The organism is Neobacillus niacini (assembly GCF_030817695.1).
Classification (GTDB): Bacteria; Bacillota; Bacilli; order Bacillales; family Cytobacillaceae; genus Neobacillus; species Neobacillus niacini_F.
Genome location: NZ_JAUSZQ010000002.1, coordinates 4,066,570 through 4,080,269, shown reverse-complemented (window position 1 = coordinate 4,080,269; position 13,700 = coordinate 4,066,570). Strand labels below are relative to the sequence as shown.

Genomic DNA, 13,700 nt, shown 5'->3' with positions numbered 1-13,700 from the left:
TATGAATGCAGAAATTATTGCTGTTGGTTCTGAATTACTGCTGGGTCAAATCGTTAATAGTAATGCACGATTTATTTCACAACAACTCGCGGGAATAGGTATTAATGTTTTTTTTCATACGGTGGTTGGTGATAATCCTGACCGATTAAAGTCTGCAATAGAAATTGCGGAAAAACGTTCAAATTTGATTATTCTTACCGGCGGGCTAGGACCGACAAAAGATGATTTAACGAAGGAAACAATTGCTCGGCATTTAGGGAAAAATCTAGTAATGGATCAAGAAGCATTAGAATCTATTGAACTTTATTTTAAAAAGGGAAATAGGGTAATGACTGAAAATAATAAGAAGCAGGCCCTTGTTTTAGAGGATTCTACTATCCTTCCAAATCATCATGGGATGGCACCAGGTATGATGGTCGACAATGGTAATTGCGTATATATGCTTCTGCCAGGGCCGCCGAAGGAAATGGAGCCAATGTTTTTACACTTTGGTACTGCAGCTTTGTCCAAACAAGTAAAAACGGATGAGAAAATAGTTTCTAGAGTTTTAAGGTTCTTTGGAATTGGTGAGGCAGCGTTAGAAACGGAAATCATAGATTTAATAGAGCAGCAAACAAATCCAACCATTGCCCCGCTGGCTGCAGATGGGGAATGTACGTTAAGGCTCACCGCGAAGCACCAAGATTTGCAAACGGCAGAGGGTATGCTTGATGAAGTAGAGGGTAACATTAGAGCTCGCGTAGGTCAGTTTATATATGGGTATGACAATACTTCTCTAGTAGCTGAACTGATGAGAGTTTTAAAAGACAAGAAATTAACTATTGCTGCTGCAGAGAGCTTAACAGGAGGATTGTTTCAGCAGGAACTAACGAGTGTACCTGGTGTTAGTTCAGTCCTGAAGGGCGGAGTAGTTTGTTATACGAATGAGGTTAAGGAGAAAGTCTTAGGAGTTAAAAAGGATACCATTGAACGGCATGGTGTTGTAAGTCATGAGTGTGCGAAAGAATTGGCTGAAAATGTTGCGGCTTTAGTATCTGCTGATATAGGAATTAGTTTTACAGGTGTTGCTGGTCCTGACGAGCTTGAGGGCAAACCTGTAGGGACAGTTTACATTGGAATTTGTATTAGAGGAAAGCAAACAGTTGTTGAAAAGCTAGAACTTGGCGGTTCTAGAGAAGCAAACCGGAGCCGTTCGGTGAAATATGGCTGCTATTATTTAATAAAGCAATTGAAAGAATCACAGAAAGCTAACTAAGCTCTCTGTGATTTTTTATGTTGATTAGGTATAGTGACCGTAATACCTACTATTTTGGGTTTTCGGTCACTATAGAGCTGTTATAGTGACCATAGCTCCTACTATTTTGGGGTTTTCGGTCACTATAGAGCTCTTATAGTGCCCGCGGCCCCTACTATTTAATGGTTGTCGGTAACTATAGAGTTCGTATAACCGACTGTAATTTTATAATTATCAGACAATAAAAGAAAAAGTAAAATACAAGAAAAAATATGATTGAAAAGATTAAAATGACTGGAGTAATTACCTGTTTTTACATTACTTTATGTTCCAAAAAAGTCGAATAAGTGTTCGATTTTTTGCTGTACAAATGATTAAAAAGAGGTTATATTATTAATAGGATTTAAAACATAGATTTTTGGCTATTAACTTTTTGGTTTATATATAAGGGAGGAACAAGTAGTGAGTGATCGTAAAGCCGCCTTAGAAATGGCGCTAAAACAGATTGAAAAGCAATTCGGTAAAGGCTCCATCATGAAAATGGGTGAGAAGACAGACACAAGGATTTTAACAAGTCCAAGTGGCTCATTAGCAGTAGATTCAGCACTTGGTGTTGGCGGATATCCTAGAGGAAGAATTATCGAAATTTACGGACCTGAAAGCTCTGGTAAAACAACTGTTGCTTTACATGCAATTGCAGAAGTACAAGCTGCAGGCGGACAAGCAGCATTTATCGACGCTGAGCATGCCCTTGACCCAGCATATGCACAAAAACTTGGAGTAAATATCGATGAGTTATTGTTATCCCAGCCAGATACTGGGGAACAAGCGCTTGAAATCGCAGAAGCACTGGTACGAAGTGGTGCAATTGATATTCTAGTAGTCGACTCCGTTGCAGCACTAGTTCCAAAAGCAGAAATTGAAGGAGAAATGGGAGATTCTCACATGGGTCTTCAAGCCCGTTTGATGTCTCAAGCACTCCGTAAACTTTCTGGTGTCATAAACAAATCAAAGACAATCGCAATCTTTATTAACCAGGTTCGTGAAAAGATTGGTGTCATGTTTGGGAACCCTGAGACGACACCTGGTGGTCGTGCGTTAAAATTCTACTCTACGATTCGTGTGGAAGTACGTCGTGGAGAAGCTATTAAACAGGGTACTGACGTGGTTGGAAACAAAACCAAGATTAAGGTCGTTAAAAATAAGGTTGCTCCTCCATTCCGTACAGCTGAAGTGGATATTATGTATGGTGAAGGAATTTCTAAAGAGGGCGAGATTATTGATATCGGCTCTGAATTAGATATCGTTCAAAAGAGCGGTTCATGGTATTCCTATAATGAGGAAAGAATAGGTCAAGGCCGTGAAAATGCAAAGACTTTCTTAAGAGAAAATCCAAGTGTTCGCCTTGAAATTCAACAAAAGATTCGTGAACACTTCGGATTAGACGGTGAAAAGATTGTCACTGAAGCCGATGACGACGAACAGTTCGAATTAATAGACTAACAAAAGAGCAAAACCTGATTTGGGTTTTGCTTTTTTTAATAAAATGAATATTTATTATTTATTATGTATATTTATTCGCGCCCTAATGATTTTTATATTGTTAAAATATGAACAAAGTCTAAATATTTCAAAAAGCTGTCAGGAGTTACCCTTGACAATAAATATACACACATTTACAATTAACATGTATATTTTACATTTTTGTTAATATTACAATGAAAAGCTTGGTGCTTGCTGTATGTTGAACCTAACCAATGTACATGCCGACACTTAAAAAGTGTAACAAAAGTTCATAGCAAGAGGAGGTGTAACGATGGACCCTATTACTATCATCTCCATTTTGCTTGGTATTATCGTCGGTGCCGTTGTTGGCTATTTTGTTCGTAAATCCATTGCTGAGGCAAAAATAGCAGGTGCAAAGAATGCTGCAGAGCAGATTCTTGAAGATGCAAAGCGAGATGCTGATTCATTGAAAAAAGAAGCTTTGCTTGAGGCAAAGGATGAAATTCACAAACTTCGTACAGAAGCCGAACGTGAGGTTCGTGAACGAAGAAATGAACTGCAAAAACAAGAAAACCGTTTACTGCAAAGAGAAGAGAATTTAGATCGAAAGGATGAATCGTTAAATAAACGAGAAATTCTATTAGAAAAGAAGGATGATTCTCTAAACCAAAGACAACAGCATATTGAACAGATGGAAAGCAAAGTGGACGAGTTGGTACGAACACAAAAAACTGAACTTGAACGTATTTCGAGTTTGACTCGTGAGGAAGCGAAGAACATCATTATCGATAAAATGGAGCAGGAGTTAACCTATGACACTGCGATAATGATTAAGGAAAGCGAAAACCGCGCGAAAGAGGAAGCAGATAAGAAAGCGAAGGAAATCCTATCGCTTGCAATCCAGCGTTGCGCTGCTGACCATGTTGCGGAAACGACTGTATCTGTAGTCAACCTTCCAAATGATGAGATGAAAGGTCGTATTATTGGCCGTGAAGGAAGAAATATCCGTACACTAGAGACACTTACAGGAATTGACTTGATTATCGATGATACTCCAGAAGCTGTTATTCTATCAGGATTCGACCCGATTCGTCGAGAGACGGCGCGATTAGCGCTTGAAAAATTAGTCCAAGATGGACGTATCCATCCTGCACGAATTGAGGAAATGGTCGAGAAATCTCGTCGTGAAGTGGATGAGTACATCCGTGAAGTCGGTGAACAAACGACTTTTGAAGTCGGAGTTCATGGATTACATCCGGATCTTATTAAAATCCTAGGACGTTTAAAGTTCCGTACAAGTTACGGTCAAAATGTTTTAAAGCACTCAATGGAGGTTGCACAGCTTTCGGGCTTGCTTGCAGCTGAACTTGGTGAGGATGAGACTCTTGCACGTCGTGCAGGTCTGTTACACGATATTGGAAAAGCAATTGACCATGAAGTGGAAGGAAGCCATGTTGAAATCGGGGTTGAACTTGCAACAAAATACAAGGAACACCCAGTGGTTATCAATAGTATTGCTTCACACCATGGTGATACGGAACCAACATCAACCATTTCCGTTCTAGTGGCTGCTGCTGACGCTTTATCAGCTGCGAGACCTGGAGCACGCAGTGAAACTCTAGAAAACTATATCCGCCGTTTAGAAAAGCTGGAGGAAATTTCTGAGTCCTATGATGGTGTTGAGAAGTCGTTTGCAATCCAAGCAGGCAGAGAGGTGCGGATCATTGTAAGACCAGATGCGGTTGATGATCTAGCTGCACATCGTTTGGCTCGTGATATTCGAAAACGAATAGAAGAAGAACTTGATTATCCAGGACATATTAAAGTGACAGTCATCCGTGAAACACGGGCTGTAGAATACGCAAAATAAAGCGGTGCTCAAAGCACTGCTTTATTTTTTTCGTAATTCCACTTACGGTTAAATAATATAAAAGTGTGATACAATTTATAGTAAATAAATGCTTTTGAAAGGAAAACAAATGAACTTATTATTTATTGGAGATGTTGTAGGATCACCAGGTCGAGATATGGTAAAAGAGTATGTGCCAAAAATTAAAGAAAAATATCGACCGAATTTCACCATTATTAATGGTGAAAATGCAGCAGGCGGCAGAGGTATAACAGAAAAAATCTATCGAGAGTTTTTAGGTTCTGGCGCTCAGGCTGTAACCCTTGGAAATCATGCATGGGATAACAAGGAGATTTTTGAATTCATTGAATCAGCGAAAAATATGGTACGTCCTGCTAACTTTCCAGAAGGGACTCCTGGAAAAGGGTTAGCGTTTTTTAAGGTGAATGACATAGAAGTAGCTGTCATCAATTTGCAAGGGCGGACCTTTATGCCTCCTCTAGATTGTCCTTTTAAAAAGGCAGATGAATTAATCGAAATCGCTCAAGAGCGTACACCTTTTATCTTTGTGGATTTTCATGCTGAAGCTACAAGTGAAAAACAAGCTATGGGCTGGTATTTAGATGGAAGAGTTTCTGCTGTCGTGGGTACACATACGCATGTGCAAACAGCAGATAGCCGCGTCCTGCCAAATGGCACAGGCTACTTAACGGATGTAGGAATGACAGGTCCTTATGATGGAATTCTTGGTATGGAAAGGGAAGCGGTCATCACAAAGTTCCTTACAAGCCTACCGGTAAGATTTGAAGTTCCTAAGGCTGGCAGAACCCAGCTTAGTGGAGTCTACATGGAACTTGACAGAAAAACTGGCAAGTGCAAAAAAATGGAAAGAATTTTAATTAATGAAGATAATCCTTGGTATTCTTAACCTTCCACTTATGGAAGGTTATTCTTTTTATTGGTAAAAAAGCACTTTTTTTGTCCAAGCCGGAATATGTCTTTTACAGAATGAATATAGTAGCAGTGGAATCTTATAAACCTGATTTGCTCATGAAACTGCTCATGCCAGGATCGGGATTATACAAGGGGGAGCTAGGAATGGAAATATTAAAAGTTTCAGCAAAATCTAATCCTAATTCTGTAGCTGGTGCACTTGCTGGAGTTCTGCGTGAAAGAGGTGCAGCAGAAATACAGGCGATTGGTGCAGGTGCATTGAATCAAGCTGTTAAGGCAGTAGCGATTGCAAGAGGATTTGTAGCACCTAGCGGAGTTGATTTGATTTGCATCCCTGCGTTCACTGATATTCAGATTGATGGTGAAGAACGCACGGCTATAAAGCTTATTGTTGAACCAAGATGAAGGAGATAGAATCAAAGATGTGAAACAGGATAAATATAATAAACTTTTACCTGCTTAAATTATAAGCAGGTATTTTTATATACAAATCATTATAATAATGCTATTCTAATATAAATGAAAGCGATTTCCATAATAGAGTATTAAAGTAGTATATCTTATTAGATACCTTCATAAACCGCATAATAACAACGTTTTATAGCAATTTTATAGTGAGATATGCAGAATTACTAAATGTCAATTTTTTAAATATAAAAAAATATTCATATTTTAGACAATATTTCGTCTGAAAGGGTTGCAATTTTTGGTTTAGAGGTCTAGAATTGTAAGCGTTTAGTACATCTTCTGAATTCATATTATTTAGTCTTTAGTACTTTAAAAGACTAAATTCTAGTGATTTACTCGGAAAAGTGCTACACTATTAGTGATTTTAAAATATACTTTTTACATATCCAAAGGGGTGTAAGTCATGATCAATCAACTTTCGTGGAAAGTTGGCGGACAACAAGGGGAAGGTATTGAAAGTACAGGGGAAATATTTGCTATTGCATTGAATCGCCTAGGTTATTATTTGTATGGTTATCGTCACTTTTCATCTCGTATTAAAGGCGGTCATACAAACAACAAAATCAGAGTAAGTACGACAGAAGTTCGTTCAATCTCTGATGATCTTGATGTTCTTGTCGCTTTTGACCAAGAAACTATCGATTTAAACTACAAAGAGTTACACAGCAAAGGTGTTATCCTTGCTGATGCAAAATTCACGCCGAAGAAACCAGAAGATACACAAGCATCATTGTATGCGGTTCCATTTACAGAAATTGCTACTGAATTAGGAACTTCCCTAATGAAAAACATGGTAGCCATTGGTGCTACATCAGCTGTCTTGAATCTCGATATTCATGTTTTTGAAGAAGTAGTTCAAGAGATTTTTGGTAAAAAAGGTGCGCAAGTAGTTGCGAAAAACATGGATGCCATTAAAGCTGGATATGATTATATGAAAAAACAGCTTGTAGATGGCGTTGAAATAATGGAACTTGAAAAAGCTGACGGCAAGCAGCGCATGTTCATGATTGGAAATGACGCAATTGCATTAGGAGCTGTCGCAGCTGGCTGCCGTTTTATGGCCGCTTACCCAATTACACCAGCTTCTGAAATAATGGAATATTTAATTAAAAAGCTTCCTGCACTTGGTGGTTCGGTTATTCAAACAGAGGATGAAATTGCAGCATGTACAATGGCAATTGGTGCCAACTATGCTGGTGTTCGCACAATTACTGCATCTGCTGGGCCAGGACTATCATTAAAGATGGAAGCAATCGGATTATCTGGTATTACAGAAACTCCGCTTGTTATTGTTGACACCCAGCGTGGAGGTCCATCTACAGGATTACCAACAAAGCAAGAACAGTCTGATTTAATGGCGATGATCTATGGAACACATGGAGAAATCCCTAAAATCGTAATGGCTCCAAGTACTGTAGAGGAAGCATTCTATGATACTGCTGAAGCATTTAACCTTGCTGAAGAATATCAATGTCCTGTAATTGTTCTTACAGATCTTCAACTTTCTCTAGGTAAGCAGACAGTTGAACCTTTAAGTATCGATAAAGTTGAAATCAGACGCGGTAAGCTGGTAACAGATGAAATTCCTGAAAATGAAAACAAAGGATATTTCAAACGTTATGAAGTGACGGCTGATGGAGTTTCACCACGTGTCATCCCTGGTATGAAAAATGGTATCCACCATGTAACAGGTGTTGAACATGATGAAACGGGTAAACCATCTGAATCGGCAGCAAACAGAATTGCACAGATGGACAAGCGATTCCGTAAGGTGGAAAATATTCGTTTCAACACACCAGTTTATAAAAATGTGAAACATGAAGATGCAGACGTCTTATTTGTTGGATTCAATTCAACTCGTGGTGTAATTGAAGAAGCAATGGTTCGTTTAGAAAACGATGGCTTAAAAGTAAACCATGCTCAGATTCGTTTGATTCACCCATTCCCAACGGACGAAGTATTACCACTTGTTCGTTCAGCTAAAAAAGTAGTAGTTGTTGAGAACAACGCTACTGGACAATTGGCTAACATTATGAAAATGAATGTCGGTCATGCAGAGAAGATTATTAAACATTTAAAATATGACGGTAATCCGTTCTTACCACACGAAGTATATACAAAATGTAAGGAGTTGTTCTAAACATGGCCACTTTTAAAGACTTTAGAAATAATGTAAAACCGAACTGGTGCCCTGGCTGTGGCGACTTCTCTGTACAAGCGGCAATGCAACGTGCAGCAGCGAATGTAGGTCTTGAGCCTGAAAACTTAGCTGTTATTTCTGGTATTGGATGTTCTGGCCGTATCTCTGGATACATTAATTCATATGGCTTCCATGGAATTCATGGCCGCTCATTACCAATCGCACAAGGTGTGAAAATGGCAAACCGTGATTTAACGGTTATCGCTTCCGGCGGTGACGGAGACGGTTTTGCAATTGGTATGGGTCATACAATCCATGCAATTCGAAGAAATATTGATATTACTTACGTTGTAATGGATAACCAAATCTATGGCTTAACAAAGGGACAAACGTCTCCGCGTTCCGCTGCTGGATTTAAAACAAAATCAACTCCGATGGGTTCGGTTGAACAAGCTATTTCTCCAATGGAGATGGCCCTAACTGCTGGAGCAACGTTTGTTGCACAAAGTTTTTCAACGGATTTAAAGGATTTGACTGCTTTAATTGAAGCAGGTATTAGGCATAAAGGGTTCTCTTTAATTAACGTATACAGCCCATGTGTAACGTATAATAAAGTCAACACATATGACTGGTTTAAAGAAAATCTAACGAAATTAAGCGATATTGAAGGTTATGATCCTTCAAACCGTGAAGAAGCTATGCAGACTTTGATGAAGCACAATGGCTTAGTTACTGGTTTAATTTATCAAAACACAGAACGTCAATCTTATCAGGAATTAATCAATGGTTACTCTGAAACTCCTTTATCAAAGGCTGATTTAAACCTTGATCAAGGATATTTTGATAAATTAGTTGGCGAATTTATGTAATAGCAATTTGAAAACGTCCCGTAGTGTGCTGCTACGGGATTTTCTATTGTTTTCAATCCTATTAACCTTTATACTATAATAATGTGCAGAAGTATGTTAGGAGCGCTCTAACACTATGTACAGGTAAAAATTTACTTTATTAATATTAATAGACACCATCTGCTAAAACCATTGAAAGGAGATTTTTTTACTAATGAATGAAAAACAGCGTTTAGAATCTAAACAAATTGAAGCTACTAATTCTTCGGACAAAAAATCCGCCAAGGATTACAGTCAATACTTTGAGCAGGTCATTACAGCGCCTTCCTTAAAAGACGCTAAAAAACGTGGTAAAGAAGAAGTTAAATACCATAACGATTTCTCCATTCCTGAAGAGTTTCGCGGCATGGGGGAAGGCAGGAAGTTTTATATCCGTACCTATGGCTGCCAGATGAACGAACATGATACAGAAGTAATGGCTGGTATCTTTTTGGCTTTAGGCTATGAACCGACTGACAATACAGAAGATGCGAATGTTATCCTCTTAAATACGTGTGCCATTCGTGAAAACGCTGAAAATAAAGTGTTTGGTGAACTAGGACATTTAAAGCATTTGAAGACAGAGAAACCGGATTTACTTTTAGGTGTATGTGGATGTATGTCCCAGGAAGAATCTGTTGTCAATAAAATCTTAAAAACCTATAACCAAGTTGACATGATTTTTGGTACTCATAATATTCATCGTCTGCCAAATATTTTACATGAAGCGTACATGTCCAAAGAAATGGTTGTTGAGGTGTGGTCTAAAGAAGGTGACGTTATCGAAAACCTTCCAAAAGTAAGACGCGGAAATATTAAGGCGTGGGTTAACATTATGTATGGCTGTGACAAATTTTGTACCTATTGTATCGTTCCCTATACACGTGGTAAGGAACGAAGCCGACGTCCGGAAGAGATTATCCAGGAAGTACGTCACTTAGCTGCACAGGGTTATCAGGAAGTTACTCTATTGGGTCAAAACGTTAATGCATATGGAAAAGATTTAGAAGGTATGAACTATGGTCTAGGTGACCTTATGGATGAATTACGGAAGATTGATATTCCACGTATTCGTTTTACGACAAGTCACCCACGTGACTTTGATGATCATTTGATTGAAGTCCTTTCAAAAGGCGGTAATCTAATGGATCATATTCACCTGCCTGTTCAATCAGGATCAACTGATGTTTTAAAAATTATGGCTCGTAAATATACGAGAGAACAATATTTAGAGCTAGTTCGCAAGATTAAAGCGGCTATCCCAAATGTTGCATTAACCACTGATATTATCGTTGGTTATCCAAATGAAACGGATGAACAATTTGAAGAAACATTATCTTTATATCGTGAAGTGGGTTATGAATTAGCTTATACGTTCATTTATTCTCCTCGTGAAGGAACTCCAGCTGCAAAAATGCAGGATAATGTTCCAATGGAAGTTAAGAAGGAACGTTTACAGCGTTTAAATGCTTTGGTGAACGAGCTATCTGCAGAAGCGATGAAAAAATATAAAGGCCAAATTGTTGAAGTTCTTGTTGAAGGGGAAAGCAAGAACAACCCTGATGTCCTTGCAGGATACACTTCTAGAAACAAGCTTGTGAATTTTGCAGCTCCTAAATCAGCAATAGGAAAAATTGTTAAGGTGAAAATTACTGATACAAAAACATGGTCATTAAACGGAGAAATGGTGGAAGAATTAGAACCAGTCGAGGTGGAGTAAAGTGGCGAAGTATACAAAAGATGATATCATTGCGCGTGCACAAGAATTGGCGCGCATTATAGCTGATACGGAGGAAGTTGATTTCTTTAAACGTGCAGAAGCACAGATTCACGTAAACCCAAAGGTTAGTACGTTAATTTCAGATATTAAGGGTTTGCAAAAGCAAGCTGTTAATTTACAGCATTACGGTAAGCCTGAGGCATTGAAAAAAGTAGAAGACAAAATTGCTTCGATTGAACAGGAATTAGATGAAATTCCAGTTGTTCAAGAATTTAAGCAGTCCCAATTGGAAGTAAATGAATTGCTTCAGTTGATCGCTACTACAATCTCTAATAAGGTAACAGATGTTATTATTGAGTCAACTGGCGGAGATGTGTTAAAAGGTGAAACAGGTGCAAGTATAAATAACGGTGGATCTTGCGGAAATCACGACCATGACCACGAACATTAAATAAACCAAACCAGGCTTTCCTAAAGCCTGGTTTTTTTTGCGTTAAATAGCCCTTATAGAAAAATACCCCCTTTACGTAAAGTACATGCCTAAAAAGGAACCTACCTAAAGCTCCCGCATAAAATGAACTATGACTAAACTTTTAACCAGTATTCGCAGAAATATATCGCACACTAGTCTAATATCTTGCATAGGATGAAATGAAAATGAATGAGGAGGGTTCGCGCGAAATGGGAGAATACAGAGAGATAATTACGAAGGCCGTAGTAGCGAAAGGGCGTAAATTCACCCAGTCCAATCATACGATTAGCCCGGCACATAGTCCAACAAGCATTCTTGGATGTTGGATTATCAACCATAAATACAACGCGAAAAAAGTCGGCAAAACTGTAGAGATACACGGCTCGTATGACATCAACGTTTGGTATTCATTTAATGATAATACCAGAACAGAAGTAGTCACTGAGAAGGTTCAGTATACAGATGTCATTAAGTTACGATACCGTGACCATGATTGCTTGGATGACAATGAAATTTGTGCTCGAGTCTTGCAGCAGCCAAATTGTTGTGAAGCCGTTATCTCCCCGAATGGCAATCGAATTATTGTTCATGTTGAAAGGGAATTCCTCGTGGAAGTCATTGGCGAAACAAAAGTATGTGTCGCCATTAATCCAAAGGGATGCCATGATGATGACGATGATTGGGGAATGGATGTTGACGACGAAGAATTTGAAGAATTAAACCCAGATTTCTTACTCGGCGTCGAAGAAGAATAACCATACTAGGAAGTCTCTACTTCCTAGTTTTTTCTTTTTTATTATTTTATAATAAAAGAAAGAATGTATGATAAAAAAGAAAAATCAGCAACCTATTTTTAGGAGGTGTCACAGTTATGGAGCCTAGACAACCTGGAAATAACAAACTGCCTGATTTCGACCAATTAAACGACAGAATCATTGTGGAGCAGCCATCAGGACCACACTTGATTATTAAGACAAATCTCGACCCGCAGGATTCTACTGAAAATAATCCCTATTATCAGGGAAAAGAAACCAATGATCCCAAAGCGTTTAGAGATTATTTTGAAGAGTAAGCCAGGAGATTTTCCTGGCTTTTTATTAAGCTTGTGCACCCATTGATTCAGCTGCAAGCAGTTCCCATTCACGCTTTAGTAAAGAAAACATACTGGTGGTATGATATGAATTATTTTGAAACAAATAATCACGCAATTCCCCTTCTTTTTTAAAACCTAATTTTTGAAGAAGATTACTTGAAGCCTCGTTTTCTAAATAAACGACAGCCCCTATGCGATTTAATCCCAACTCTTGATAGCTATAGCGCAAAACCTCTTTGATCGCTTCTGAAGTATAGCCTTGCCTCCAATAGGAGGGATGTATTTCATAGCCAATTTCAGCTTTTTTATTTTTTAGCTGTAACCCATTGAGGCCTAATGTTCCGATAAATTTATTGTTTTCATTGAGGGCGATTCCCCAGCGCATGGAACGTTTTTCATAGAAATTTTTCCGGAACATGTCAATTAACTTTTTGGCTTCTTCAATAGATCTGAAAGTATCTGTCCCGTAATATCTGGTTACTTCATCTAATGATAAAATTTCAAATAAGCTGCCAGCATGAATAGGAGTAATTTCAATTAGTTTTAACCGTTCTGTTTCTAAAGTGGGAAATAACACAGTAACACCTCATTATACATAGGTAATAAAGTTTTTTTAAAAGTAAAGAATATTTTATCTTTTCTAAGTGTATATGAGATGTATACTAAAAGGAAAGAAATTTTATCAGTTTGTTTTGAGGTGTACAAATGAAAATTGAGAAATATACAAAATTAATTGGAAGTGAATTATTGCCCAATATCCAATTATCAACCGATGGCCCATTTGATCCCATTATTGTAAAAAATTACTCGAATACTTGGCAAACAATTGGGAGCGGGAATTATGCAGGTGTCTTTTTGCACCACTCAAATCCTAAATGGGTTGTAAAGGTGTATGGAAGAAATCCTGAGGAATTAAAAAAAGAAGTTGAAGTATATAAGAGGCTCGGAAATCATCCATCCTTTTCTTCATTAATTGATTACGGAGATAATTATTTAATCTTAAGAAGGATTGATGGCGTTAATCTATTCAATGCGGTGGTGAAAGGAATCCGAATTCCTGAGTCTGTTATTCACGATGTAGATAAGGGGATTGCGTATGCAAGGTCGGTTGGACTGAATCCCTTTGATGTACACGGAAAAAATGTTGTGATGAGTAATGGGAGAGGGTATATAGTAGATGTATCAGATTTTTATAAACAGGGTAAATGCCGTAAGTGGGATGACCTGAAAAAGGCTTATTACAAAATTTATCTGCCTTTTATTTATAAATATAATATTCCTATACCTTTCTTTATCATTAACAGTGTCAGAAAAGGATATCGTTTGTTTAGAAAAATAAAAAAGGGAAGTATATAAAATTATATATTTCCCTTTTTA

The 13,700-nt window shown here is 38.0% G+C and carries 13 protein-coding genes; 12 read left to right on the top strand and 1 reads right to left on the bottom strand.

Annotation, left to right across the window (positions count from 1 at the left end; genetic code table 11):
• The first annotated feature begins 1 nt into the window (after position 1).
• The 11 genes from QFZ28_RS20470 (at position 2) to QFZ28_RS20420 (ending at position 12,302) form a co-directional block, all read left to right on the top strand.
• Positions 2-1,255 (top strand): competence/damage-inducible protein A, encoded by a 1,254-nt coding sequence (locus tag QFZ28_RS20470; protein WP_307196358.1) that lies wholly within the window; start codon positions 2-4, stop codon positions 1,253-1,255.
• A 441-nt stretch (positions 1,256-1,696) separates the two neighbouring features.
• Entirely contained in the window at positions 1,697-2,737 is a 1,041-nt protein-coding gene (gene recA, locus QFZ28_RS20465) for a recombinase RecA (RefSeq protein ID WP_179602312.1), read from the top strand.
• A gap of 313 nt (positions 2,738-3,050) precedes the next feature.
• Positions 3,051-4,610 carry a ribonuclease Y gene (gene rny / locus QFZ28_RS20460; RefSeq protein ID WP_307196357.1) on the top strand — a complete coding sequence of 520 codons (1,560 nt, stop codon included), beginning with the start codon at positions 3,051-3,053 and terminating at the stop codon, positions 4,608-4,610.
• A 109-nt stretch (positions 4,611-4,719) separates the two neighbouring features.
• A complete protein-coding gene (locus QFZ28_RS20455; RefSeq protein WP_307196356.1) occupies positions 4,720-5,517 on the top strand; it encodes a TIGR00282 family metallophosphoesterase in 798 nt (265 codons plus the stop codon).
• A 170-nt stretch (positions 5,518-5,687) separates the two neighbouring features.
• Positions 5,688-5,948, top strand: coding sequence for a stage V sporulation protein SpoVS (gene spoVS, locus QFZ28_RS20450; protein WP_003181955.1), 261 nt, complete (start codon positions 5,688-5,690; stop codon positions 5,946-5,948).
• A 466-nt stretch (positions 5,949-6,414) separates the two neighbouring features.
• On the top strand, positions 6,415-8,151 hold the full coding sequence (locus QFZ28_RS20445; protein WP_307196355.1) for a 2-oxoacid:acceptor oxidoreductase subunit alpha: 1,737 nt from the start codon (positions 6,415-6,417) through the stop codon (positions 8,149-8,151).
• A 2-nt stretch (positions 8,152-8,153) separates the two neighbouring features.
• Positions 8,154-9,020, top strand: coding sequence for a 2-oxoacid:ferredoxin oxidoreductase subunit beta (locus tag QFZ28_RS20440; RefSeq protein WP_307196354.1), 867 nt, complete (start codon positions 8,154-8,156; stop codon positions 9,018-9,020).
• Positions 9,021-9,213: 193 nt separating this feature from the next.
• Entirely contained in the window at positions 9,214-10,758 is a 1,545-nt protein-coding gene (miaB, locus tag QFZ28_RS20435) for a tRNA (N6-isopentenyl adenosine(37)-C2)-methylthiotransferase MiaB (protein WP_307196353.1), read from the top strand.
• A 1-nt stretch (position 10,759) separates the two neighbouring features.
• Positions 10,760-11,209, top strand: a complete 450-nt coding sequence (locus QFZ28_RS20430; protein ID WP_307196352.1) for a RicAFT regulatory complex protein RicA family protein — start codon at positions 10,760-10,762, stop codon at positions 11,207-11,209.
• Positions 11,210-11,439: 230 nt separating this feature from the next.
• Positions 11,440-11,985, top strand: a complete 546-nt coding sequence (locus tag QFZ28_RS20425; RefSeq protein WP_307196351.1) for an outer spore coat protein CotE — start codon at positions 11,440-11,442, stop codon at positions 11,983-11,985.
• Positions 11,986-12,101: 116 nt separating this feature from the next.
• On the top strand, positions 12,102-12,302 hold the full coding sequence (locus QFZ28_RS20420) for a hypothetical protein (RefSeq protein WP_307196350.1): 201 nt from the start codon (positions 12,102-12,104) through the stop codon (positions 12,300-12,302).
• 25 nt (positions 12,303-12,327) lie between these two features.
• Here the strand turns inward: QFZ28_RS20420 and QFZ28_RS20415 are convergent, their stop codons facing one another.
• Entirely contained in the window at positions 12,328-12,900 is a 573-nt protein-coding gene (locus tag QFZ28_RS20415) for a GNAT family N-acetyltransferase (protein WP_307196349.1), read from the bottom strand.
• Between the two features lie 128 nt (positions 12,901-13,028).
• On the opposite strand from QFZ28_RS20415, the gene QFZ28_RS20410 reads away from it, so the two are divergent.
• Positions 13,029-13,679, top strand: a complete 651-nt coding sequence (locus QFZ28_RS20410) for a serine/threonine protein kinase (RefSeq protein ID WP_307196348.1) — start codon at positions 13,029-13,031, stop codon at positions 13,677-13,679.
• The last annotated feature ends 21 nt before the right edge of the window (positions 13,680-13,700 follow it).